Source organism: Polaribacter sp. 20A6 (assembly GCF_011378915.1).
In the GTDB taxonomy this organism is placed as follows: Bacteria; Bacteroidota; Bacteroidia; order Flavobacteriales; family Flavobacteriaceae; genus Polaribacter; species Polaribacter sejongensis.
The window spans coordinates 348,973-374,348 of record NZ_WTPZ01000003.1 but is presented as its reverse complement, the minus strand read 5'-3'; the positions used below and the strand labels follow the sequence as shown (position 1 = coordinate 374,348).

20 protein-coding genes are annotated in these 25,376 nt (G+C 29.9%); 10 read left to right on the top strand and 10 right to left on the bottom strand.

Annotated elements, in window-relative coordinates:
- The first annotated feature begins 42 nt into the window (after positions 1-42).
- On the top strand, positions 43-1,161 hold the full coding sequence (locus tag GQS57_RS08965) for an adenylate kinase (RefSeq protein WP_165732522.1): 1,119 nt from the start codon (positions 43-45) through the stop codon (positions 1,159-1,161).
- 97 nt (positions 1,162-1,258) lie between these two features.
- Positions 1,259-2,248, top strand: a complete 990-nt coding sequence (obgE, locus tag GQS57_RS08960; RefSeq protein ID WP_165732521.1) for a GTPase ObgE — start codon at positions 1,259-1,261, stop codon at positions 2,246-2,248.
- A 188-nt stretch (positions 2,249-2,436) separates the two neighbouring features.
- Here obgE and GQS57_RS08955 read toward each other — a convergent pair whose 3' ends face one another.
- From GQS57_RS08955 to GQS57_RS08915, 9 genes are all read right to left on the bottom strand, one after another.
- The gene (locus GQS57_RS08955) at positions 2,437-3,810 is read right to left on the bottom strand and encodes a DUF4302 domain-containing protein (RefSeq protein WP_165732520.1); all 1,374 of its coding nucleotides are present in this window, start codon (positions 3,808-3,810) and stop codon (positions 2,437-2,439) included.
- A gap of 11 nt (positions 3,811-3,821) precedes the next feature.
- A complete protein-coding gene (locus GQS57_RS08950; protein WP_165732519.1) occupies positions 3,822-4,802 on the bottom strand; it encodes a substrate import-associated zinc metallohydrolase lipoprotein in 981 nt (326 codons plus the stop codon).
- A 2-nt stretch (positions 4,803-4,804) separates the two neighbouring features.
- Positions 4,805-6,298 carry a RagB/SusD family nutrient uptake outer membrane protein gene (locus tag GQS57_RS08945; protein WP_165732518.1) on the bottom strand — a complete coding sequence of 498 codons (1,494 nt, stop codon included), beginning with the start codon at positions 6,296-6,298 and terminating at the stop codon, positions 4,805-4,807.
- An 11-nt stretch (positions 6,299-6,309) separates the two neighbouring features.
- Complete coding sequence (locus tag GQS57_RS08940) at positions 6,310-9,894, bottom strand: SusC/RagA family TonB-linked outer membrane protein (protein ID WP_165732517.1); 3,585 nt, start codon at positions 9,892-9,894, stop codon at positions 6,310-6,312.
- A 154-nt stretch (positions 9,895-10,048) separates the two neighbouring features.
- The gene (locus GQS57_RS08935) at positions 10,049-11,185 is read right to left on the bottom strand and encodes a FecR family protein (protein WP_165732516.1); all 1,137 of its coding nucleotides are present in this window, start codon (positions 11,183-11,185) and stop codon (positions 10,049-10,051) included.
- 129 nt (positions 11,186-11,314) lie between these two features.
- The gene (locus GQS57_RS08930) at positions 11,315-11,884 is read right to left on the bottom strand and encodes an RNA polymerase sigma factor (protein WP_165732515.1); all 570 of its coding nucleotides are present in this window, start codon (positions 11,882-11,884) and stop codon (positions 11,315-11,317) included.
- A 327-nt stretch (positions 11,885-12,211) separates the two neighbouring features.
- Positions 12,212-12,658, bottom strand: a complete 447-nt coding sequence (locus GQS57_RS08925) for a hypothetical protein (RefSeq protein ID WP_240915456.1) — start codon at positions 12,656-12,658, stop codon at positions 12,212-12,214.
- Between the two features lie 178 nt (positions 12,659-12,836).
- On the bottom strand, positions 12,837-14,249 hold the full coding sequence (locus tag GQS57_RS08920) for a M56 family metallopeptidase (RefSeq protein WP_165732513.1): 1,413 nt from the start codon (positions 14,247-14,249) through the stop codon (positions 12,837-12,839).
- Between the two features lie 109 nt (positions 14,250-14,358).
- Positions 14,359-14,721, bottom strand: coding sequence for a BlaI/MecI/CopY family transcriptional regulator (locus GQS57_RS08915; protein WP_165732512.1), 363 nt, complete (start codon positions 14,719-14,721; stop codon positions 14,359-14,361).
- A 166-nt stretch (positions 14,722-14,887) separates the two neighbouring features.
- Here GQS57_RS08915 and GQS57_RS08910 point away from each other — a divergent pair, with 166 nt between their 5' ends.
- From GQS57_RS08910 to GQS57_RS08880, 7 genes are all read left to right on the top strand, one after another.
- Positions 14,888-15,388 (top strand): DUF456 domain-containing protein, encoded by a 501-nt coding sequence (locus tag GQS57_RS08910; protein WP_165732511.1) that lies wholly within the window; start codon positions 14,888-14,890, stop codon positions 15,386-15,388.
- A 503-nt stretch (positions 15,389-15,891) separates the two neighbouring features.
- Complete coding sequence (gene lysS, locus GQS57_RS08905) at positions 15,892-17,586, top strand: lysine--tRNA ligase (protein ID WP_165732510.1); 1,695 nt, start codon at positions 15,892-15,894, stop codon at positions 17,584-17,586.
- Between the two features lie 169 nt (positions 17,587-17,755).
- Positions 17,756-18,673 (top strand): glutaminase, encoded by a 918-nt coding sequence (locus GQS57_RS08900; protein WP_165732509.1) that lies wholly within the window; start codon positions 17,756-17,758, stop codon positions 18,671-18,673.
- A gap of 111 nt (positions 18,674-18,784) precedes the next feature.
- Positions 18,785-19,696, top strand: coding sequence for an SMP-30/gluconolactonase/LRE family protein (locus GQS57_RS08895; RefSeq protein WP_165732508.1), 912 nt, complete (start codon positions 18,785-18,787; stop codon positions 19,694-19,696).
- A gap of 90 nt (positions 19,697-19,786) precedes the next feature.
- Positions 19,787-21,721: a type I pullulanase gene (gene pulA / locus GQS57_RS08890; RefSeq protein ID WP_165732507.1), complete on the top strand. Its 1,935-nt coding sequence runs from the start codon at positions 19,787-19,789 to the stop codon at positions 21,719-21,721.
- A 104-nt stretch (positions 21,722-21,825) separates the two neighbouring features.
- Positions 21,826-22,512: a hypothetical protein gene (locus tag GQS57_RS08885; protein ID WP_165732506.1), complete on the top strand. Its 687-nt coding sequence runs from the start codon at positions 21,826-21,828 to the stop codon at positions 22,510-22,512.
- Positions 22,513-22,527: 15 nt separating this feature from the next.
- Positions 22,528-23,499: a bile acid:sodium symporter family protein gene (locus GQS57_RS08880; protein WP_165732505.1), complete on the top strand. Its 972-nt coding sequence runs from the start codon at positions 22,528-22,530 to the stop codon at positions 23,497-23,499.
- Between the two features lie 28 nt (positions 23,500-23,527).
- On the opposite strand, the gene rsmG is transcribed toward GQS57_RS08880, so the two are convergent.
- Entirely contained in the window at positions 23,528-24,157 is a 630-nt protein-coding gene (gene rsmG, locus GQS57_RS08875; RefSeq protein ID WP_165732504.1) for a 16S rRNA (guanine(527)-N(7))-methyltransferase RsmG, read from the bottom strand.
- 121 nt (positions 24,158-24,278) lie between these two features.
- Between rsmG and GQS57_RS08870 the strand changes: the two genes are divergently transcribed.
- Positions 24,279-25,370: an acyl-CoA desaturase gene (locus GQS57_RS08870; RefSeq protein ID WP_165732503.1), complete on the top strand. Its 1,092-nt coding sequence runs from the start codon at positions 24,279-24,281 to the stop codon at positions 25,368-25,370.
- The last annotated feature ends 6 nt before the right edge of the window (positions 25,371-25,376 follow it).

Below are 25,376 nucleotides of genomic sequence, written 5' to 3'. Positions count from 1 at the left end.
GGTTTTTTCATTCAACAAATAGCTATTAAAAACAACAATCTAATGAGTATTATAAAACTTCAAGATCTATATTTTAAACCTTTTATCACTAAAGAAGAAATTGCAGGAATCGTAAAACAATTAGCAGTACAAGTAAAAGAAGACTTACCTAAAGGAGAAGTTCCTATTTTTGTAGGAATTTTAAACGGGTGCTTTTTATTTGCAGCAGACTTTGTTAGAGAATTTAATGGAGATTGTGAGGTTTCTTTTGTAAAGTTAGCTTCTTATAGCGGCACAACTTCTACAGAAAACGTAAAACAATTAGTAGGTATTAATGAAGATTTAACAGGAAGAACTGTAATTATATTAGAAGATATTATAGATACAGGGAACACTCTTCAAGAAATTTATAATATCTTTAGAGATAAAAATTTAAAACAATTAAAAGTTGCAACGTTATTTTTTAAACCAGACGTATTTAGAAAAGAACTACCAATAGATTATATCGGAAAAGGAATTGAAGATAAATTTATTGTTGGTTACGGATTAGATTATAATGGTTTAGGGAGAAACTACCCTGCAATTTATCAATTATCAACACAACCTAAAATGAAAAACATCGTATTATTTGGCCCTCCAGGTGCAGGGAAAGGAACACAAGCAGATTTTTTAAAGGACATGTACAACTTGGTACATATCTCTACAGGAGATGTATTCCGTTTTAACATTAAAAATAAAACTGAATTAGGCTTGTTAGCTAAAAAATATATGGATGAAGGAGATTTAGTTCCGGATCAAGTAACTATAAATATGCTAAAAGCAGAAGTTGAAAAAAATGCTGATGCAAATGGCTTTATTTTTGATGGGTTCCCTAGAACAGAATCTCAAGCAGAAGCATTAGATGCTTTTTTAGCTGAAAAAGGTGAACAAATAAACGGAATGGTAGCTTTAGAAGTTCCTGAAGATGCTTTAGTAACTCGTTTATTAGAAAGAGGAAAAACAAGCGGAAGAACTGATGATACTGATGAAGGTAAAATTAGAAACCGTTTTAATGAATACAATACCAAAACAGCTGTTTTAAAAGATTATTTTGAAGCTCAGAATAAATACTATGGCGTTAATGGTTTGGGTTCGATTGAAGAAATTACACAAAGAATTGCAAAAGTATTTGATACTTTATAAAATGTGTAACTGTGTAATTGTTTAACTGTGTAACCTTTAAACGTATATTACATAGGGCAATTAAACACTTAAACATTTACACGATTAAACAAGAATTATGACTGAAGGAAATTTTGTCGATTACATAAAAATATACGCTTCTTCTGGTAAAGGCGGACAAGGTTCTATGCACTTACATAGAGAAAAGTATATTACCAAAGGTGGACCTGACGGTGGAGATGGTGGACGTGGAGGACACATTATTTTACGTGGTGATAAAAACATGTGGACGTTGTTTCATCTAAAATTTAAACGTCATTTTAGAGCCGAAAGTGGTGGTGGCGGAAGTGCTAGTAGAAGTTCTGGTGCAGATGCAGATGATATTTATATTGATGTGCCTTTAGGTACCATTATTAAAGATGCTGATACTGACGAAGTAATTATAGAAATTACAGAACATCAAAAAGAAGTAGTTTTATTACGTGGAGGAAAAGGAGGTCTAGGAAACTGGAACTTTAAATCTTCTACCAATCAAACACCAAGATACGCACAACCAGGAATGGATGGTTTTGATGGTTGGTTTAGAATGGAATTAAAACTATTAGCAGATGTTGGTTTGGTTGGTTTCCCTAATGCAGGAAAATCTACTTTATTATCTGTATTAACTTCTGCAAAACCAAAAATTGCAGATTATGCTTTTACTACTTTAAAACCAAATTTAGGTATTGTAGAACATAGAAATCATCAAACATTTGTAATTGCAGATATTCCTGGAATTATAGAAGGTGCTGCTGAAGGAAAAGGATTAGGACATCGTTTTTTACGTCATATAGAACGTAACTCGGCGTTGTTATTTTTAGTTCCTGCAGATAGTGATGACATTAACAAGGAATATGAAATTCTTTTAAACGAGCTTAAAAAACACAATCCAGAATTGTTAGATAAAGACCGTTTATTAGCTATTTCTAAAACAGATATGTTAGATGAAGAGCTAGAAGCAGAAATAAAAGCAGATTTACCAAAAGGTGTCGAGGCTATATTTATTTCTTCCGTTGCTCAAAAAGGATTACAAGAATTGAAAGACAAACTTTGGAAAATGTTGAATTAGGCAATTTTGTTTTTTTTTAGATTCTTAACTTAGAATCATACTAAATTTTAAAAGGTTATAATTACTGTAAAAAACAATAATTATAACCTTTTTTTTGGTCCTTATAAATACATAAAAAATGAACCTTTTTAATTAAAAAAGGTTCATTTAAAAACATTAATTATAAACTAGTTGGGGGACTAAAACATCTAAAAATCATACCACTGGGCAAGCATGGTAGTATCATCTACAGGAATTATACCTATAGTATTTTGATTTGCATTAAAATTGACCATTTTTTGAACATAGAAACCACTATCTCTAAACATAAATTCTAAGAACGGTAATATCCCCGCTCTCCTATTTGTTGTTACTGGTAAGCTTTCTGTAAATTTGTAAATCTTATTACCTACAGCATCTTCTGTAACGGTATAAGTAAAATCGAAATTGATACTAAATGTACGTCCGCTAGATAAGTAACGCACTTGAATAAAAGAATTATCATCTGTATCTAAATTATATAAATAAACTCTAGTAACAGCTCTACCACCTTGTGTACTCGTAAAATGTTCTTCCCAATCTGTAAAAAAGTTAATAAATTTTTCACTAGATAAATCTGAGTTTGGTAAGTTAGTTCTATACAATCTTATGTTGTTATTACCCCTAGATTCATTTCCAAAATCATAAAAAGGTAATAGAAAATTTAAATCATCAGCATATTTTAAAGTCAATTTAACATCTCCAGATTCAGCTACAAACTCATCATTTTCTGGTTCATAAATAAATTCATTTAATTCAATTCCGTCTATTTCTATTGCAGGACTTATAAGAAAACCTGTTGCTGTTGGAGCAATACCAAAGCTAAGATCTGTTTTTTCTGCATCTGGAGTAATTGCTGTAACAGTCGCAAACCTTCTAGCTTTATTAAAAGAAAAATTATATAATGTAGTAGCACCTCCATTTTCTAAAGTAATGTTTCTAAAAACTGATTTTAATGAATTTTTAGGAATATTATTATCTAACATTGTCTTATTTAAACTTGTTAAACTAGACCAATCATCTTGAGTAGCTTTAGAGAAACGAACAACAATATTACGATCTCTATTAGATTTAAAAAGAATGTCTTCTCCTTCTACCTTAAAGAATAAAAACTCAAAACTACCTTTATATCCTTGTCCTCTTAAATCTTCATCAGGGAAATTATTTGAATCTGATAATTCGTGAATTACATTTTTTGTAGTAAAAGTAAGTTTAACCGTAGAACCTAAAGTAATATCATACAAACTAGCTGTATTTATATCTGGCGTACCAAAATCTGAATCCATTAGAACTTCTGAATCACTAATAAAATCAAACAAAAAAGTAAAACCTCCTAATTCTGTATCATCAGTAAAATAGGTCATTTTCCAACCATTTTCAGCACTCTGAAGTGAGGTTTTTAATTCTGCAATACTTTTTTCTATTCTAATTGTTGGTGTATCTTCAAATAAAAGCTCTGGATCGTTATTGTTATCACAGCTACTAAATACAAAAAGACATAGCGCTACAATTAATTGATACGTATTTATTTTTATTTTTTTCATCTTCTTATATATTATTTAATTGCTTCTAAAATATTATCTGTAGCTAGTTTTTGTAACTCGTATAAATCTATATTAAAAGATTTTTTAAAATATTCTGCAACAATTACTTCTTTTGCTTTTATAAGTGCAATAGCATTATCCGCCTCTGGTGTTGCAGTAACAATAGCTCCTTGGGTTGCTGCATCTATTTCTGCTTGGGTTGCACCTGCATCTAAATTATCTAAGGCATTAGCAACAGCGTTACTAATAATTTTAGCTTTAATGTTATCTATAATTTGTTTGTAATCTTCTGCATTGTTGGTAAGAATTGTTTCTACCATTTCTGCAAAATCTTCTCCTTCATTAAGTCTTGCATAATCGGTTATAAAACCAAGACTATTTGCAATATCAAACCTTTCTTCTTCATCTGCAGGGTTAAACCATTGTGCAGTATAACCACCTGGTGTTATTTGTTTAAAGGCTTCTTCATCATAACGAACTTGTTGATTTAAAATATGGGTATATTCATGTTGAATTGTTTGAATAAACCTTGTTACTTGACTTTTATTTTTTACATCAACTAAATCAGTTTCAAATAAAACAATATTCTTCCCTCCTTCTGCAAAACCTAAAGTTCTTGTTCCGCTTGGGTTTAAATTAGAACCACCAACTAAAACAAATTCTCTTGGCGCTACTAGTTTAACAAAATCCTCTCCTCCTAGATCAGAATAAGTATCTATCCATACTTTTTTAATCACCTTCATTATAGGCACAACTTTATTTAAAGTTGGTGGGTATAAATATCTATCTAAATCTACTCTACCTTCATCCCATTGATAATTTACATCAATATTATAAGGTGTTGTTATATTTTCTCTAAGCCACAAATCTGTAGCATTTAAATCTGGAGTTTCTGTATCTAAATTACTTTCTGTTATTTTATCTTCTGCTTGGTTACATGCCGTTATAACTCCTAAAAACAGTATTGCTATGTATAAATATTTCTTTTTCATAATTATCTAGGGTTAGGTGTTAAGCCGAAATTTATGGCAGATTCCGGAATTTGTAATTGTTTTTTTAAGTCTTCTTTAGATAGTTCTATATCTATATCATCTTTTCTGTAATATCTTTTAATTGCAATATTAAATCGTCTTACATCAAACCATCTTACTCCTTCATGATAAAATTCCTTTTGTCTGAACTTTAAAATAGCATTCACAAAAGAAGCTTGTTTATCATCTTTAAAGCCATAAAAAGGAGTTAATTCATCTGCATTTACAGTAAACATATTAACAACCATTTCTTCTGTTAAAACATCTGTACTACTGTTATATCCTTCTGTCTTTTTTGATAAGAAAATATTTAAATCTTTTAAAGAACTTGTGTAATCTTCTTGCATTGCATATGCTTCTGCCCTGTTTAAAAGAGCTTCATCAAAACCAAAAAGCACTTGCCCTGTATAACCTCTACCTGTACCTGCAGATTGATTTGTTATCTTAAAATACTCATCAAATTTTGGAATATTAAAACCTTCACTAGAACCAAAGATATCATAAGCCCAACTCTTGCTAAAAGGGTTATCTGACTGAAAAATAGCATCAGAATTTATGTTTGATAAACCATAATTGGTTCTCCAAAAATTTCTACCCCACCAAGAAGAAGTAGAACTAATTAAAATATTTGAATCTTCTAAAGAACTACTATATTGAAGTGCTCTTTGAGAGTAAGACAAATCTTGGTAAGCTAATAAATCTCTAATCTGACTTTCTGGATTTGTAAGAACTTCGTTGGTGTACATAACAACTTTATCCCATTCTCCTTTATATTGATAAAACCTTGCCGCAAAAGCTTTTGCTGAAGTTGTTGTAAAATGAAATTTAAAATTCTCTTCTCTATCTTCAACCAAGTCAATACCTTCTAATAAATCTTCTTCTATAAGTTTATATACCTCTTCTACCGTATTTCTAGTATAACTTTGTATTAATGCAGTTTCTGGTTCTAATACATATGGTATACCTAAATCTGAACTAGATGTAGTTAAATTGTATTGTTTACCCCAAAAATTAACCAACATAAAATGTGCATAAGCTCTTGTTAATAAAGCCTCTCCTCTTTGTCCGTCTAAATTAAATTCTCCTTTTAAATCTTCTATAGAAGCTAAAGCTTGATTTGCCTGAGCGATTGCTTCATAGGTATTAGACCAAAAGAATGTTGGTGAATCTTGATCGTCTGCAAAACTAGTTTCCCAAGTAAACATTTGTTCACCAAGAAATACGTTTATGTAGCTTCTAATATTTGATCTAGAAGTTGCATTGTCTGACATAATTTCTGCCATTAATTGATAATTCCCTTCGGAATAAGCACCTGTAAGTAAACCGCTTATTTTTTCTGGAGAATCTATTTCTGCTCTATTATCTGGTAATTCAGATAAATAATCATCACAACTAATTATTAAAAAAAGGAAAATAATTGTGGTTATTTTAAATATATTTTTTTGTAGTATCTTCATTATCTTATATTTTATAGTCCAATATTTAAAGACATTGTAAATTGTCTAGTTATAGGTAACGCAACTCCACCTGTTCCATAAAACTCTGGATCTTGTCCATTTAATTTATCATCAGAATACAATAAAAACAAGTTTGTCCCTTGAAGTTTTAGTTTCATATGAGAAAGGCTTAATTTGTCTAATACCGTTTTGTTAAAACTATATCCTACAGAAATACTTTTCATTCTTACAAAATCTCCATCTGCAACTCTTACATCAGAATAATTATAAGCGTTATATGCTCTAGATAAATCGCTAGTATTATAAATATTGTTATCTCTAACATCTATAACTTTAGGAATGTTTGTTATGTTTTCATCACCAGGTAAAACCCATCTATTTATACTACTTTTTGTAAATACATTGGTACCAGAATAAAAGTTATCTAAAGATGGATTTAATCTTACAACATTACCTCCAGAACCTGTTATTAAGACATTTAAATCCCAATTTTTATAACTAAATGAGTTAGAAAAACCACCAGCAATGTTTGGTAAAACAGAACCGTTGTACACTAAATAATCTGTAATATTAGAACTGTCTTGAAAATTAACATCTGTTACCGGGTTATCTCCTTCTGGTAAAATAAAGGTTGGTATACCGTCTGAATTTAAACCATCAAACTTAAAAGAAAACAAAGAGTTATTTGGATATCCTTCTAACTGCCCACCTTGTAAACCAACAACATCTATTACTCTTGGTTGGTTTTGAAGTTCTATTATTTTTTGATCGAAATAAGAGAAGTTTAAAGAAGACGTCCATTTAAAATCTCCCGCTTGTACATTTGTTGATGTAATAGCAAACTCAATTCCTTTTTGGGTAGTATCAGAATTGTTTCCGCTTTTAACAAACTCACCTCCAATACCAGAAGTTCTAACAAAATCTATATTATCAAAAATATCTCTTTGATAAATATCTCCTGTAAACTGTAGTTTGTTATTAAACAATCCTACATCTAAACCAATATTTAACTCGTATTGTTTTTCCCAAGTTAATTCTGAGTTTTCTAAATCTTGAATATCCAAATACGTTTCTCTTTCAGATGGCGTTAATCTATCTGTAATTTGACTACTAAAAATTGCTAAAGAATTTGTTGCAGGTCCAGGAGATGCACTTAAACCGTAAGAGGCTCTAAATTGTAAGTTATTAATAGTTTTAGATTTTTGTATAAAACTTTCTTCACTTGCATTCCATTTTGCACTTACAGTACCGGTTGGTAACCATCTAGATTTTGTACTTCTACCTTGTCTGTTAGAACCATCATATCTACCAGTTAAAGAGAATACATATTTATCATCATACGTATAAGTTGTTCTACCAAAGAAAGCTACTGTTCTTTCTCTTTCTCTACCTAAACCAAAATAATTACCTCCTTCTGATATTACTTTTTCTAATAATCTTGAATCTGTAAATGGTACAAATCCGTTTTCATATTGTAAACCGTAACCTGTAAAGTTTTCGCTATTTCTATCTACATATCTTAACTCTTGTCCTAATAAAGCATCAAAATCATGTTTTTGATTAAAGTTTTTCTTTAATTTTAAACTGTTTCTAACGTAATAAGAAGTTAAACTATTATCAAACTTACGATATAAACCTCCTTCTGGAAAAACAGAAATAGGAATTGCATCTACATCGTTAGGATCTGTGTATAAAAAAATATTTGCATTTGCTATTACTGTAGTTTCATCTGCATTATAAGCTTTAACAACGTTAGAGTTTTCTCTAATTTGATGTTCTCTAACACTATTTACATACCTTGCAGATGCATTTAAATCGTACGTTATATTATCTGAAATTTTATAAGAAGCATCTACTTGAAACCTAATATCTTTTACATCTAAATCTAAGGTATTGTTTTCTAATTCTTCTAAAATATTAAAATCGGCCCAATTATTTGTATAGTATTCTAAATTTCCATTGTTATCTCTTGGTCTTAATGCTCTAGATGTATTTAAAGCATAACTAAACGGATTGATATCAAAATCTCTACTAAACTGACCATCAACTACATTTGCTTCTCTATTAAAAGAACCTGGTGCTTTCTGACTTCTAACAGAAGCTACCGTAGCAATAGAAATATTAAATTTATCAGAAAAATAGAATGTATTCTTTAAATTAGATGTAATTCTAGACACTTTATCTGCAACAGACCAACCTGGATCGTGTAAAAAACCAATAGAAGCATAAAAAGAATTATTCTCGCCACCACCGGTAAAATTAAGTGTATGATTTTGCATTAAAGATTGTCTAAACAATGTTTTAAACCAATTAGTATTTTCTAATTCGTAATCTTGTAAAAAAGCTCTTCTACCTTCTTGTGTATTCTCTACACCAAAACCTCCGTTAGCATAACTATTAATTTGCTTTTCTAAAATACCGTAAACTCCAGAAAATCTAGCATTACCAACATCTGGTAATCTTAAATAACCCTGACTTCTTAAGCCTTCTAAAACACCAATTGTTTCTTTAGAGTCTAAAATATCATATTGAGAATATGACGGAATATCTCTTACAGTTTGCTCTAAAGTATAACTTACTCTTAGAGGACTCGATTTTTTTCCACTTTTAGTGGTTATTACCACTACTCCATTTCTAGCTCTTGCTCCGTAAATAGAAGTTGCAGAAGCATCTTTTAAAATATCTATTTTTTCTATATCTGTAGCATTTACACCTGCAATAGAAGAACTAAGTAACGTAGAAGCATCACCAGAAGTTAATGCACCAATATCTTGTTCTATTATATCTTCTTGCACCACACCATCAATAACATATAGCGGATTGTTATTACCAAAAACAGAAGACGCACCTCGAATAGTAATTTGAGGTGCTGCACCAAAAGTACCTGTAATATTTTGTACAATAACACCTGCTACTTTACCTTCTAGCATTCTACTCACATCATTAATTCCATCAATTTTTAATTCTGCGGCTTTAATTGTAGTTGCTGCACCCGTAAAGCTTTTTTTATTAATTTTATCGTAACCAGTTGTTATTACAATTTCATCTAAAGATTCTGATGATTCTTCTAAAAAAACACTTAAAACCAAAGAGTTACCCACTTTAATTTCTTTTGATTGAAAACCTAAAGATTGAAAAAACAAGACATCTCCTTTAGAGGCAGCTATAGAAAATTTTCCATCGAAATCTGTGGCAGCTCCTTTATTGGTTCCCTTAACACTAACTGATGCACCTATAATAGGCACATTGTTTTTGTCTACTAAAGTTCCTGTAATTTTTTGTTGAATGGTTTGTTTTTTTAATAAGATAGAACCATCTTTATTAAAGATATATACAACATTACTTTCTTGTAAACTTTTGTCTAAAAGTTCTTTTACTACAATAATTCCTTTATGAAGCTTAACTTTTGGCAGCTCTTTAAAAAGACTATTTTCGTAAAAAAAAGTATAATCTGTTTGTTTTTTAATTAAATCAAAAACTTCTTCTACAGAAATGGTTTTATCTGTATCAATTTTTATTTTTGCGTTTTGAGATAATCCTTCGCTTGGTACAAATGCAAACGAGATGGCGCAGAATAGATATATGAACGTTCTCATAATAATAGTTAATAGCTTTTTTCGTAATAGAAAAAAGACTCCGGTAAATTTAATTTCCATAAATTTGTTAAGTGTTTAATTAATTGATTAATAAGCATGAAACTAAGGAATAGTGGTTTTGATATTGTGAGAGATGGACAAACCACGTTCCTTTTTATTTTCTTAGTATAATATTTTTATTTTCTATTTTATAAGTAATATCTGTTGTGTTACTAATTGCATTTAAGACAAACTTTATATCTTGTTTTTTACTTAAAACTCCATTAAATCTTAAATTCTTTATGTCATTATTTTCTAAAGTTATATTAACATCATAACATCTAGAAAGTATTTTTGTAATTTCTAATAAAGAAGTATTGTTAAAATTAAAATAGCCTTTAACCCAAGAAATTTGTTCTTCTGCATCTATTATTCTCTTATTCATTTTTGAAGATAATATGTTTAAAACAGACTGTTCATTAGGCTTTAAGTAAACCTTAGCTCCTTTTTCATTTTCAACTAAAACCTTACCTTCTATTAATGTGGTAGTAATTGCATGATCCTCCGGATACGCTTTTACATTAAAATGAGTACCTAAAACGGATATATTTTGTAGAGAGTTTACAACCATAAATCCATCGCCAGAATTATTTTTACTAGATGAAACTTCAAAATAAGCTTCACCGTAAATTAGCTCTACTTTTCTTGGTTTACCTTTTGTAAAACTTACAGGATATTTAAGTTTAGATTTAGAATTTAACCAAACCTTAGTACCATCTTCTAGTGTTAAAGAAAACTCGCCACCAGTTTTTGTTGTTAAATAATTATAAGCAATCTCTGCTTGATTCTCTTTTTTAGTAGCATCTTTATTTTCTAAGGTTTTATAAGCAATATTTTTATCTTCACTTTTAAAAAGTAGGTTTTCTATTTTATTATCCTTAGAAAGGACAACTTCTTTACCATCACTTAATGTTAATATTGCTTTATTATTATAACCAGAGCTGGTTACAATTTCTGGTATTTCTTTTGTTTTATTTACGGAATTAAATAAATAAGATATAGAAAACAATAATGCAATTGAAGCCGCTGCATAATATGTCCAATTTGTTTTTTTTGTAATTTTTATTTCACTCTTAATCGAGTTCCAATTTTTCTCTTTATCAAAAAGGTATTCTTTTGAATTTTTATGCTCCTTTACGTTTTTAAAATACGCTCTATGTTTTTCTGATTCAGAATACCAATTATTAAACTCTATTTCTTCCTTCTCTGAAAGTGAATTATTTATTTTTTTTATAATTAAGGAAAACTCCATTTTTAGAAAATCTATTTAATGTATGATTATAATCTATGATTAGATTCTTTACACTAAAGACAACATAAAAATAAAAAAGGGTGACAAAAAATATATTTTTTTTTAAAAAAACTCAAATTAAAGTAACAATTAAGCGAAAAAATTGATAATTATGAGGTAAAAAACGGAAACAACTAAAGATTCCTTAATCTTAACCTTAGCCCTTTTCAGCTGGGTTTTTACAGTATTTAAAGAAATATTTAACTCTTCTGCAATCTCTATATACTTATAATTTTCTATAAATTTTAATTTAAAAATTTCCTGCATGTTTAATGGCATTTTGTCTACCACCTCTAAAACTTTTAAATAAAGACCGTTATTATCTTCTGTTAAACTGGAGACTTCTACCTCATCAATTAAAGATTGACTATATTTTAAGTAATCTTCATTATCTGTAATATTTATAGATTTTAAATGATTAAGGCATCTATTTTTTACCATTACAAACAAATATGATTTAAGTGAAGATTTTATTTCTATCTTTTTTGAATGTTCCCATATATAAACAAATACTTCTTGCACAACGTCTTCACTTACTGAAAAATCAGATAAATATCTATTAGCATACACTACTAAGTCTTTAAAAAATAAATCGTAACATCTTTTAAAAGCAACAGTATCTTTCTTTTTTATTTGAACTATTAAAAGATGGTTATTCATAAAAATTTAATAATTTACTTTTCTTGGAAATACTTTTATTCCATAACACAATAATACATTCTTGCTTTATAGATCTAAAAAAGATTAAAAGAAACTCTTGTTTGCAGTAAATATAAAACATTAATTATAAAATAAATTAATGTTACTATAATTCTGATCTTTTGATATAAAAATTACGAAAGCTTTACATTTAACACCTAAAAATAAATTATAAGATAAAATATAGGTATAAAAAAAATCGTATCTAAAATAAAATTGAAGTTGAACTTTTTCCTTTTATTCCTTAAAAAAGGATTACAAAAAAGTAAATAATAAACGATATACCTTTTACTGCTTTAACTCTACACGAATCGGCAATCTATATTTAGTAGTAACCGGTATTCCTCTTTTGTTTGCTGGATAAATTTTTGGAAGTTTTTCTACACTCGCTTTTAGTAAACTATCTAATTCTGGTAATTCCTTTTTAAGCTTTTCAGAAGCCTGAATAGTATCTAAGCTAAAAATTCCTTCAGAATTAATTATTACATCTACATAGACAATTTCATTAATAGAATCCTTAACAGACAACGAATGTTGTTGCAACTCCGCTCCTATCTTCTGATGGATAGTTGTTCTAAAACAATCCATTTTTTCTTGTTTATCAATGATAGCGTCGCAACCTTTAAAAGAAGGAAAAGTATCTACAGAAGAAAAATCTACAATCGTATCTAAAGCTGCACTATTATTGCTTTTTGGAGGGCAAAATAAATCACACGAAGTGATAAAAACCATCATTATTAAAAAAGATAAAAACCTTAAATACATACTTTTAATTAAAATGTGAATTTACAAAACTTTAACGACTTTTATTCTAAAGATTTAACACACAAAAAAGAACCTATTTAAACAAGAAAAAGCCGGAGTTTTTAACTCCGACTTTAACCATTTCAAATAAAAATACAATTTTCTTTTTCTAAACTTTTTTCTCTACTATTACTGCAAACGGAATTGAATATTTTACTCCTACTTTTTCACCATCTTGTTCTCCTGGAATCATTTTAGGTAAAGACTTCATTACCCTAATAACCTCTGCTTTAATTTTTGGATGTGGAGCTCTTGCTGCAATATCTACAACATTTCCTTCACTATCTATTTTAAAGCCAACAAAAACTCTTTTTCTACCAGCATCTAAACCAAGTGTATTTACCATATCTGCATCAAAATATTTTCCAAAATGTTTTTGAACACCTTTAGAAAAACATTTTTTATCTCCAGATTCACAGCCAGGGAAAGTAGGTGCTTTGTCAATTATCATAAAAGAAACAAAATTACCATCTCTCTCAGCTTTTACTCTTTCATCAACTTTATCATATAGTTTCTTTTTCAAAAATTTATTAGATTTTAAATTAAATGCTATTTCATCATTTAACTTACTAATGGAATCCTTTAAATTTTGATTTTCTAAAGCAACATTTTTTAAATTTTCTTGTGCAATTTTTTCAGACTCTGTCAATCTATTTACTGTAGCTTTTGAGGCACAAGAAGTGTAAAATAACATACTTGCCAATACCGGAATCAAGACCAAATATTTTAATTGATTCATTTTTTTAGATTGTGTTTTTTTCATCATAATAATTCTTTTTTTAATTAAGGTTTTTTTATAAAATTGATTGACAAACGCTATGTTTTCAACTTGAAAAAAGTTGGATAATAAATTATTGATATACATTTCTTTGGTGGCTGATTTTGCTGCAACTTCATCAGAAATGTACTCATGTAGTAAAGTGATTCTTTTCTGATAGAAATAAATCATAGGGTTAAACCACATGACGATTTTTAAAAACTCGAAGAATAACAAATCGAATGAATGTTTTTGTTTGCTATGTACAAACTCATGTGCTATAATTTGCTGCTGTTGAGAAACGGGAATTTCTTGTCCTAAAAATATGAAGTTAAAAAAAGAAAATGCTTTGGTTTCTTCAGGTAGTAAAACCAACTTGTAAGACGGATTTTTTACAATTTCATTTTTTCTAATTAAGCTGATAATTTTAAAAAACTTGACTAAAAATAAGATTAAAAAAATAGCAACTCCAATATAAAAGAATAGGTTTATATAGTTTACCTCATTTATAGATTGATACATTGCTGTTTTCTGTATCGCTTTTTCTGGTGATAAAACAATTTCTGGTAAATAGATAATCAATTCTTGCGGTACTGCTTTTTGAAACGTTGGTATTTTTATAAATGGCAACACAAAAGATAAAATAGGTGTTGTTAGTAAATACCATCGATTTTTGGTAAAGAAGGTTTCTTTACTTAGAAAGAAATCATAAATAGCCAAGAACAATACTTGAAATAATATGACTTGTAAAATATAATTAATCATAGTTTTTGATTTTAAAAATGTTCTCGATACAATTTTGACAAAAAATCAAAATCACTCGAACTGACAGGTACTGAAAACTGAGACTGCCAACTGAATACTGAAAGACTGCCTACTCTTTCTTATTCACTTCCTTTAAAATAGATTCTAATTCAGAAACATCCATTTTGTTTTCTTTTACAAAAAAGGAAACCATACTTTTAAATGAACCATCGAAATAACCATTCATTAATTTGTGTAAACTTTGGTTACTGTAGGTTTCTTTTTCAATTATCGGGAAATATAAAAATCCTCTTCCAACTGGTTTATGGTCTACAAATTCTTTCGTTTCTAAAATTCTAATAATCGTAGAAACGGTGTTATATGCCGGTTTAGGCTCTGGTAGTTTATCTATTACTTCTTTTACGGAAGCTTCTTGCAAATCCCAAAGTACTTGCATAATTTGCTCTTCTGCTTTTGTTAATTGTTTGCTCATAATTTCAACTAAGTTTTTAGTTTAATAATACAAATATAACTAAATATTTAGTTTGAACTAATTTTATAGTTAGTAATTAATGTAACAAACCTAATTTGTAATCGTCTTATTATTAGAAAAATGCTGTTATTATTGACTTTAAAGCAGTATAATTATTTAAAAAACTATGGATATTTTTTTACTTCTATTAGGCTTCTTATTTGTCTGCCTTGGAATTATTGGCTCATTTTTACCGGTTTTACCCGGACCATTAACTAGTTGGTTGGGTTTACTTTTATTACATTTCACTAAGATTATTCCGATGAATTGGAACTTTCTAGGAATAACATTAGCCATTGCTTTACTAATCTGGATTCTCGATTATTTTATTCCTGCTATGGGAACAAAACGTTTTGGCGGCACTAAATATGGCGTTTATGGAACCACAATCGGATTAATTGTTGGCCTACTCTCTCCTATTCCGTTTGGTATGTTGATTGGTACTTTCTTAGGTGCGCTAATCGGAGAATTACTTTATGATAGTAAAGACACAAACAGAGCAATTAAGGCTTCTTTTGGTGCTTTTTTTGGCTTTTTAGCTTCTACAACTATTAAGTTTTCTATTTCAGTTATTTATTTTGTGTTGTTTGTGATTCAGTTTTGGGAGTTTAAAGGAAATTTCTTTTAAAAATTGAACACATAGGAACATAGAAAACATAGGTTCAGAATAAAATTAACCTAAAGCTATAAGCCTACAAACAAGTTTAGCCCAGATTAAAGTGGCATCCTTTTTTCTGTCAGTTCGAGTGAATTTTGAAGAATGAAAAATTTGTATCGAGAACAGAAGAAAAAAGATATAACGGAAAGCTGGAAATAGCTACAAAAAAATAAAATGTAAAATTGAAGTGAGAATATCACATAAATGAAAGTACTTCGAAGTGATTAAAAAGCATAAAAAAAGCGTCCCGTTTCAGGGAAGCTTTCCATTGGTTAACAAAACCACGACGCTTTTACTAAAGCGCCAAAACAACACAACTAATGCTGCCCTAACAAAAAGCAGCCGACAAATATACGATGTTTTTTAATATTCTCAAATAAAGAAGTTGTTTTTTATTTATTTCTCAATTGTCTATTAATGCTTTTGATTGTATCTTTGTGCTCTTAAATAAACATTAGAAAACTAAACAGCAAATGCAATTATCAGAACAAGAAGTTGTACGTAGAGAAAAGCTTGTAAAATTACGCGCTTTAGGCATCAATCCTTATCCGGCAGATTTATATCCTGTAGATACAAATTCAAAGGAAATAAAAAAGGATTTTGTTGCAGAGAAACAGGTGGTAATTGCGGGTAGATTAATGTCTATCAACATACAAGGAAAAGCTTCTTTTGCGCAGTTGCAAGACGGAGAAGGTAGAATACAAGTGTATTTTAACAGAGATGAAATTTGTGCTGGAGAGGATAAAACCTTATACAATGATGTTTTTAAAAAATTACTAGATTTAGGTGATTTTGTAGGAATTGAAGGAGAATTGTTTACCACTAAAGTGGGAGAAAAAACAGTGCGTGTTAAGAACTTTACGTTGTTAAGCAAATCTTTAAAACCATTGCCATTACCTAAAGAAAAAGATGGTAAAGTTTATGATGCTTTTACAGATCCAGAATTAAGATACAGACAACGTTATGCAGATTTAGTTGTAAATCCGCATGTAAAAGAAGTGTTTATTAAAAGAACAAAGTTGTTTAATGCAATGCGTTCGTTCTTTAACGATGCTGGGTATTTTGAAGTTGAAACTCCGGTTTTACAACCAATTCCTGGAGGAGCAGCAGCAAGGCCTTTTATGACGCATCACAATTCTTTAGACATTCCGTTATATATGAGAATTGCTAATGAATTGTACTTAAAAAGATTAATTGTTGGTGGTTTTGATGGAGTTTATGAATTCTCTAAAAACTTTAGAAATGAAGGAATGGACAGAACGCATAACCCAGAATTTACAGCCATGGAAATCTATGTTTCTTACAAAGATTACAATTGGATGATGGATTTTTCTGAAAAACTTTTAGAGCATTGTGCAATAGCTGTAAACGGAACATCTGAAGCTACTTTTGGTGAACACCAAATTAACTTTAAAGCTCCTTATGCCAGAGTAACAATGGCAGATTCTATTAAACATTTTACTGGTTTTGACATTACTGGAAAAACAGAAGATGAAATTAGAACCGCTGCTAAAGGAATGAATATTCCTGTGGATGAAACTATGGGGAAAGGAAAATTAATTGATGAAATTTTTGGTGAAAAATGTGAAGCAAACTACATTCAGCCAACTTTTATTACCGATTATCCGAAAGAAATGTCTCCTCTTTGTAAAGAACACAGAGACAACCCAGAATTAACAGAGCGTTTTGAGTTAATGGTTTGTGGAAAGGAAGTTGCAAATGCTTATTCTGAATTAAATGACCCAATTGACCAACGTGAGCGTTTTGAGCATCAACTTAAATTGGCTCAAAAAGGTGATGATGAAGCTACTGAGTTTATTGATGAAGATTTCTTACGTGCATTAGAATACGGAATGCCTCCAACGTCAGGAATGGGAATTGGAATGGACCGTTTAATCATGTTTTTAACTAACAATCAATCGATACAAGAAGTACTTTTCTTCCCTCAAATGAGACCAGAGAAAAAGGCTGCTTCAGTTGAATTAAATGATGATGAAAAAGGACTTTTAGCAATTATTACCAAAGCAGAAAAAATAGACTTAAATGATTTAAAAGTAAAATCTGGTTTGTCTAATAAAAAATGGGATAAAACCATTAAAGGTTTAACAAAACATAAAGTTGCCAAGGTTTCTAAAACAGACGAAGGTTTGTTTGTAGAGATTGTTTAACTACCATATAACAACTATCATTCCGAAATGAGCCTTTTTAGGCGATTGAGGAATCTCATAAATAACAAAAGGAATTACAGCAATGTAGTTCCTTTTTTTTGATTTCTAATTTGTTGCTTCTTAAGAAATATTCTAATAGGTTTGCAATCTCTAATTTTATAGATTATCAATGGAAAAATATAAGGAAGTAATTGAATGCGTTTATAACGACGTTAAAAATATTGATGATATTGGTAAAGTAGCTAGTTATATTCCGGAATTGGCTTTTGTAGATGCTAATAGTTTTGGTATAAGTATTACGAACATCAAAAATGAAAATTTTGGAATTGGAGATTTTGAAACAAAATTTTCTATTCAAAGTATTTCTAAAGTGTTAACTCTAAGTTTAGCTTATAAGTTTGAAGGTGCTGAATTATGGGACAGAGTTGATGTAGAACCATCTGGAAACCCTTTTAATTCTTTATTACAATTAGAAGCTGATTTAGGGAAACCAAGAAACCCTTTTATAAATGCAGGGGCTATTGTAATTTGTGATGTATTGGTAAGTCATCTTAAAAACCCAAAAGCAGATTTTTTAGATTTTTGTAGAGAAATTTCTAACAATCCTACCTTAAATTATGATGAAAAAGTAGCGGAATCTGAAAGAGTTTCTGGCTTTAGAAATGTAGCTCTTTGTAATTTTATAAAGTCTTTTGGTAACATTAAAAATAATGTTGAAGAAGTTTTAGATCTCTACTTTCATACTTGCTCTTTAGAAATGACTTGTAAAGAGCTTTCTCAAATATTTTTATTTTTAACGATTGATAATTTTACTACTAAAAAAGGAGAAAAAGTAATTACTGAAAGTCAAACAAAAAGGATTAATGCCATTATGCTTACGTGTGGTTTTTATGATGAATCTGGTGAGTTCGCTTTTCGTGTAGGTTTACCTGGTAAAAGTGGTGTTGGTGGTGGCATTGTTGCTATTCATCCTGATAAATACTGTATTGTCGTTTGGAGTCCGAAATTAAATAAAAAAGGAAATTCTTATAAAGGGATGTTATTTTTAGAGAAGTTTACATCAAAAACAGCTTCTTCAATTTTTTAGAGAAATTCTAATAAAACTATTCGTATCAGATAAAAACAGCTATCTAAAGGGTAATAAAAGTCCTTTTAACCCTCTACATACTTTCTATATTCGTAATTAAAAATATGAATTATGAAAACTAAATTTTTATCTCTTGTCATTATTATTACTTTTTCTTATCAGGTTAAAGCACAAACACCTGTAAAATTAAGTACAGATCAATTTCGTTTTATTGAAGGTCCAGCTTGGGATGGCGCTGAATTTATTTATTTTTCGGATATTCCTGATAAAAAAATATACAAATACTCTGTAACCAATAATACCTTTTCATTAGCTTTTGATAATAATACCGATGGTTGTAATGGATTAATGTTTGATAACGATTCTAATTTAATCGTCTGTGGGTTTAGAGCTGGAAATATTGCCAGAAGAAAGATAGATGGAACACTGATTGAAACCTTGCATTCCGAATACAATGGAAAACGTTTTGACAACCCAAACGACATTTGTATCGATAAAAAAGGCGGAATTTACTTTACCGATCCAACAAGAAGGAATCCTCCTTTTCAATCTGCCAGAAGCGTTTATTATATCACTCCAGCAGGAAAACTAACAGTTGCCACCGAATCAGGATTCACATTCCCAAATGGCGTTTTAATTTCTATTGATGGAAAACATCTTTTTGTAAACGATTCTGATACGCATGATATTTATAAGTTTGACATCAACCCCAAAGACGGTACAATTAGCAACAAAATAGTTTTTGCTACAATCACAAACGCAAATGATGGTGAAGTAAAATCTCAAGCAGACGGAATGGCATTAGACACAGAAGGCTACTTATACGTAGCATCTAAACTTACAATTCAGATTTTTGATAAAAACGGAACGAAAACTGGTGCTATTTTATTTCCAGAACAAACCACAAATTGCACTTTTGGTAAATCTGATAAGAAAACATTATTTGTTACGGCTACAAAAAACTTATATAGTGTAGACTTAATAAAAAAAGGTTTTCAACATCCTTTTGATTTACCTGAATAATGCATTTGTTTACGACTAAATATTTTCAATAATTTCGTTGCATAGTTCAATAAAAATGAGGAACTTTCTTGTACTTTCAATTGACATGAAATGAAACAAGATGCTCATAAATTTTCTTCATTTGAAGAATACCCTACAACAGATAAAAGTCTTTGGTTAGACTATTCTAAAGAAAAAACTACTTTTAAAATTTGGTCTCCAACTGCAACTGCCGTAAAACTAAATTTGTACAAAACCGGAAATAATTCTGAAGCCTTTACAGTATTAGACTTAGAAGCTAAAGAAAATGGACTTTGGCAAAAAATGGTTAAAGGAGATTTAAACGGAACTTATTACACCTATCAAATTTGTATTGACAATAATTGGCTAGCAGAAACCCCAGGTATTTATGCAAAAGCAGTAGGTGTAAATGGACAAAGAGCCATGGTTTTAAACTTTAATAAAACAAATCCTAAAAATTGGAAAAAGGATACATATGTACAATTAGATTCGCCAAATGCTGCGATTATTTATGAATTGCATATTAGAAATATTACCATTCAAACTGAAGCCAATTCTTCTTATCCTGGTAAATATTTAGGTTTGATAGAAGAAGGCGTAAAAAGCAATCTTGATGTACCAACAGCTATCGATCACATTAAAAGGTTAGGAATTACACACGTTCATATATTACCCACTTTCGATCAATATTCTATTGATGAAAATCATTTAGAAATCCCACAATTTAATTGGGGTTACGACCCTCAAAACTACAATGTACCAGAAGGTTCTTTTTCTACAAATCCGTTTAAAGCAGAAGTAAGAATTCCCGAATTTAAAAAAATGGTACAAGCATTTCACAATGCCGGAATTGGAGTTATTTTAGATGTTGTTTACAACCATACTGGAGTTATAGAAAACTCTAATTTTAACTTAGAAAACCCAAAATATTATTATCGTTTTAATGAAGACGGAAGCTATTCTAATGCTTCTGGTTGCGGAAATGAAACATCTTCTGAACGAACAATGACCAGAAAATTCATACTTGAATCTGTTAAGTATTGGACAGAGGAATATCATTTAGATGGTTTTCGTTTCGATTTAATGGGAATTCATGATGTAGAAACCATGAATTTAATTGCAGATGAAGTCACAAAAATAAATCCAAGTGCACTTATTTATGGTGAAGGTTGGACAGGTGGAGATTCTCCGTTACCGGAAGAAAAAAGAGCGTTAAAAAAACACATTCCCCAAATGCCAAAAATAGCAGCTTTTTCTGATGAAATTAGAGACGCTATAAAAGGAAGCACGTTTGATGATAGAAGTACTGGGTTTGTTAGTGGCGCAAAATTTAAAGAGGAATCTCTAAAATGTGGAATTGTAGGAGTTATAGAACATCCTCAAGTAAATTACATGTACATAAATCATACAGATTTTCCATGGGCACAGCAACCTTGGCAAGCTATTAATTATGTTTCTTGCCACGACAATTACACCTTATACGATAAATTAAAAATATCTAGACCCGATGCCAATTACAAACAAATTAAAGCGATGCATAAGTTGGCAACTGCCATTGTAATGACTTCTCAAGGAACTCCTTTTTTACATGAAGGTTCAGAAATAATGAGTACCAAAAAAGGAGATCATAATTCGTATAAATCTCCTGATAAAATAAATGAAATAGATTGGGCTTTAAAAGTAAAAAATGCAGATGTTCTAGCCTATTATAAAAACCTGATTCAATTAAGGAAGAAACATCCTGCCTTTAGAATGACGACTGCTAAAGAGGTGCAAGAGAATTTAGAGTTTAAAAAAATAGATCACGGTTTAGTCTCTTATCAGCTTAAAAATAATGCAAATAAAGATTCTTGGTCAAAAATATTAGTGATTTTTAATAGAGAAAATAAAACGATAAAATATCTATTAGACCAAACTTATAAAATTGCTGTAATAAAAGATACTTTTGATTTTGAAGGAAAACAAGAAGCTAAAGACGATGTATATGTACCAGCAATTTCTATGATGGTTTTGTTTGAAGAATAAATATTTTGTTTTAATTTAACTTTATTCTTTCATAAAAAAACGGAACTTTGCAAGAAGTAAAATCTGTTATTTTTAGAACCTTTAAATTAGAAATGTAAATCATAATGGGCAAAAATCAAATTTATAAAGTTGATAACTTTAATGATATACTATCTACAAAATTTAAAGGAGATATTAACGCAATCTGTTGGAACCGAACTTTAAAAGGTGATTTTTCTGAAATTGTCAATAAAATTACACTAGATGGAAATATGAGTGAAATTTTACCTGAACAACTTCTAGAACTTCAGTTAAGTGAACAAGGTCAACTTGCGAGAGAAATTCTTTTAAATGACTTCAACGTATTAAAAGAGCATGGGAAAATTCCAACGTTAAATATCATCAAGCAATACGAAAGAGATGATGCATTTCCTTTTTTTTCTACCGATGTATATTCGTTTCATGTAGATCGCTCTCCAATACCTGCAGACACTTTTTTATGCACGTATCACGGAGCATCAAGTGATATTTTACCCAATGCACAAGGCACACAAAAAATATTAATTCCAGAAATACGAGCAGAACTTAAAAAATTATATGGAGAAGAATCTGACCAAGGTTTTGAATCCTTTTTAAGTGAATTTTTCTTTGATTTACATTATAAGGCGAAGCCGGAAGCACAACCAATTAACTTAGGCATTGGTCATTTATGGAAACTGGCAATAGATCATCCAGAAAGCGAAGTACCTCCTTGCTTACATAGAGCTCCGAAGGAAAAAACAGGTGAACCTCGTTTAATGATGATTTGTTAATTTACAATAAAATATATGAACATAAAGATTGATAAATTTGTAGTATCTATAATCATCGTAATACTACTAGCGTATCTATTTCCGCAATGGGGAACACAAGAAAACAAATTCCCAATCAACACTATTAGTTCTATTGGTATTTCGCTTATTTTCTTTTTCTATGGGTTAAAACTGAGTCCGAGTAAGTTAAAAGCAGGACTCAAAAACTGGAAATTACACGTTTTAGTACAATTATCTACCTTTTTAATTTTTCCTTTACTCGTTTTATTAGTCCACCCATTTATTCAAAACCAAGAACAAGAAACAATTTGGTTAGCTTTCTTTTTTTTGGCTGCATTGCCATCTACCGTATCTTCTTCGGTGGTTATGGTTTCTTTAGCTAAAGGAAATATTCCTGGAGCCATTTTTAACGCCAGCATTTCGGGTATTATTGGTATTGCCATAACTCCATTATGGATGGGGTTATTTGTAAATGAAATTCAGTCAGATTTTGATTTTACAGACATCTACCTAAAACTAATTCTTCAAATAATTGTACCTGTAGTAATCGGTCTTTTTTTACAACGTTTTTTGGGTGCTTTTGTTCAGAAACACAACAGCAAATTAACCCTTTTTGATAAATCTATTATCCTTTTAATTATCTACAAAAGTTTTGCAGAATCGTTTGAAGGAAACATATTTAGTGCGGTTTCATTTTTAGATCTAACACTTATCTTAGTTGGAGTAATTATCTTATTTTCATTAGCTTTTTTTCTCACTGGTTTTTTATCAAAAAAACTACACCTAAATACTGAAGATCAAATTACAGCACAATTTTGTGGTACAAAAAAGTCATTAGTTCATGGTACGGTTTTTTCAAAAATAATCTTTGGTAATATGGCCTCTATTGGTATTATCTTATTGCCGCTCATGTTGTTTCATGCAACTCAAATTTTAATAATTAGTGTTGTAGCAACAAAAAGGCTGCTAATAAATAGCAACCTTTAAAATCTAAATAATTATTTTTCAGAAAGCGTTACGCTTTATATTTCATCCCTAAGTGAACCACTTTTTTGGTTTCATAAAAATCTTCTTCAAAAAAGTCAGGTAAATCGTAGATGGTAGCAGAAGTATATAATTTCAATTCTTCTGATAAATCTCCACCTTTTAAATATAAAATTCCGTTTTTTAAATCGTGATTTTGCTTTTTAGCAATTCTACCTTTTGTCCATCCTACAAACGTTTCCATTTGTGCTACTGCTCTACTTACAATAAAATCATAAGTTTCTTTTATCTCTTCAACTCTACAGTTAGAGGTTTTTACATTTGTTAAACCTAAACCAGCAACAACTTCATTTACTACTTTTATCTTTTTACCAATAGAATCTACCAAATGAAACTGCGTTTCTGGAAACAAAATTGCTAACGGAATTCCAGGAAAACCTCCACCAGTACCAACATCCATCACTTTAGACCCTGGTTTAAATTGCACCACTTTTGCTATTGCTAAAGAATGTAAAACATGGCGTAAATACAATTCGTCTATGTCTTTTCTAGAAACAACGTTTATTTTTAAATTCCAATCTTGGTATAATTCTTGAAGTTTAGAAAACTGTTCTATTTGAGTTGGGGTTAAGTCCTTAAAATACTTGAGTATAATTTCCATTAATAAATAAATTTGAATTGCAAAAATAGTTATTTGTATTGGAACAATTCTAAACAAAAACTGACGTTTATCATAAAAATCCATTTCAAAAAGTATATTTTTGCAGATTATAAACATATAAATGAAAACAATAAACTTTTCAAGAGTAGATAAAGCGAAATTCTTTAGAACTCTAAACAAAAGAGTAAATACATATTTTAAAGAAAACGAAATCAAAAAAACAGGAAACTGGAAATTGTACACAAAAGCAATTATTATGTTTTCTTTATTCTTGGTTCCTTTTATTTTAATTCTAACGGTTACTATGCCACAATGGGTAATGGCACTTTTAATGGTGGTTACTGGAGTAGGAATGGCTGGAGTTGGAATGAATGTAATGCACGATGCCAATCATGATTCTTTTTCTAAAAGAAAATGGGTTAATAAATTAATGGGAAGCAGTATTTATATTCTTGCTGGAAACGTGTATAACTGGAAAGTACAACACAATGTTTTACACCACACTTTTACAAATGTAGAAGGGCATGATGAAGATATAGATGCAGGACGAATTATTCGTTTTTCTCAACATTCTTCATGGTTACCAATTCATAAAATTCAGAAATATTATTCTATCTTTTTATACGGATTATTAACAATAAACTGGGCTATTACTACAGATATTAAGCAAATGCATCGTTATTTAAAACGTAAATTATCTTATGGTAAATTTCCAAATCCTACTACAGAATGGACCAAATTAGTCATTTCTAAAATCGCCTATTATTCCCTTTGGATCGTTTTACCATTATTAGTTTTAGACGTTGCTTGGTGGAAAATTTTAATCGGTTTTTTTGTAATGCACTATACCGCTGGTATGATTTTAAGTTTGGTATTTCAATTGGCACACATTGTACCAAATACAGAAATGCCGTTACCAGATAAAGACGGAAATTTAGAACACACTTGGGCAGTCCACCAATTATACACCACATCTAACTTTGCCCCTAGTAACTGGTTGGTAAACTTCTATACAGGAGGTTTAAATCATCAAGTTGAACATCATATTTTTCCGCATATTTCTCATGTACATTATGATAAATTAGCTAAAATTGTAAAAGAAACGGCCAAAGAATTTAATTTGCCCTATAACGAATACGACACTATGCGTAAAGCGATTGTAGAACATTTTAGACATTTGGGAGTTTTGGGTAAAAACCCTGAAATAGCATAAGTAACA

What these genes read in the sequence shown, in the direction of transcription:
- lysS (WP_165732510.1), top strand. Translation starts at nt 15,892, where the DNA reads ATGCAATTATCAGAACAAGAAGTTGTACGTAGAGAAAAGCTTGTAAAA.
- GQS57_RS08920 (WP_165732513.1), bottom strand. Translation starts at nt 14,249, where the DNA reads ATGATTAATTATATTTTACAAGTCATATTATTTCAAGTATTGTTCTTG.
- GQS57_RS08900 (WP_165732509.1), top strand. Translation starts at nt 17,756, where the DNA reads ATGGAAAAATATAAGGAAGTAATTGAATGCGTTTATAACGACGTTAAA.
- GQS57_RS08915 (WP_165732512.1), bottom strand. Translation starts at nt 14,721, where the DNA reads ATGAGCAAACAATTAACAAAAGCAGAAGAGCAAATTATGCAAGTACTT.
- GQS57_RS08950 (WP_165732519.1), bottom strand. Translation starts at nt 4,802, where the DNA reads ATGAAAAAGAAATATTTATACATAGCAATACTGTTTTTAGGAGTTATA.
- GQS57_RS08870 (WP_165732503.1), top strand. Translation starts at nt 24,279, where the DNA reads ATGAAAACAATAAACTTTTCAAGAGTAGATAAAGCGAAATTCTTTAGA.
- GQS57_RS08945 (WP_165732518.1), bottom strand. Translation starts at nt 6,298, where the DNA reads ATGAAGATACTACAAAAAAATATATTTAAAATAACCACAATTATTTTC.
- GQS57_RS08885 (WP_165732506.1), top strand. Translation starts at nt 21,826, where the DNA reads ATGGGCAAAAATCAAATTTATAAAGTTGATAACTTTAATGATATACTA.
- GQS57_RS08935 (WP_165732516.1), bottom strand. Translation starts at nt 11,185, where the DNA reads ATGGAGTTTTCCTTAATTATAAAAAAAATAAATAATTCACTTTCAGAG.
- pulA (WP_165732507.1), top strand. Translation starts at nt 19,787, where the DNA reads ATGAAACAAGATGCTCATAAATTTTCTTCATTTGAAGAATACCCTACA.
- GQS57_RS08930 (WP_165732515.1), bottom strand. Translation starts at nt 11,884, where the DNA reads ATGAATAACCATCTTTTAATAGTTCAAATAAAAAAGAAAGATACTGTT.
- GQS57_RS08880 (WP_165732505.1), top strand. Translation starts at nt 22,528, where the DNA reads ATGAACATAAAGATTGATAAATTTGTAGTATCTATAATCATCGTAATA.
- GQS57_RS08910 (WP_165732511.1), top strand. Translation starts at nt 14,888, where the DNA reads ATGGATATTTTTTTACTTCTATTAGGCTTCTTATTTGTCTGCCTTGGA.
- GQS57_RS08925 (WP_240915456.1), bottom strand. Translation starts at nt 12,658, where the DNA reads ATGATGGTTTTTATCACTTCGTGTGATTTATTTTGCCCTCCAAAAAGC.
- GQS57_RS08955 (WP_165732520.1), bottom strand. Translation starts at nt 3,810, where the DNA reads ATGAAAAAAATAAAAATAAATACGTATCAATTAATTGTAGCGCTATGT.
- GQS57_RS08940 (WP_165732517.1), bottom strand. Translation starts at nt 9,894, where the DNA reads ATGAGAACGTTCATATATCTATTCTGCGCCATCTCGTTTGCATTTGTA.
- GQS57_RS08895 (WP_165732508.1), top strand. Translation starts at nt 18,785, where the DNA reads ATGAAAACTAAATTTTTATCTCTTGTCATTATTATTACTTTTTCTTAT.
- obgE (WP_165732521.1), top strand. Translation starts at nt 1,259, where the DNA reads ATGACTGAAGGAAATTTTGTCGATTACATAAAAATATACGCTTCTTCT.
- rsmG (WP_165732504.1), bottom strand. Translation starts at nt 24,157, where the DNA reads ATGGAAATTATACTCAAGTATTTTAAGGACTTAACCCCAACTCAAATA.
- GQS57_RS08965 (WP_165732522.1), top strand. Translation starts at nt 43, where the DNA reads ATGAGTATTATAAAACTTCAAGATCTATATTTTAAACCTTTTATCACT.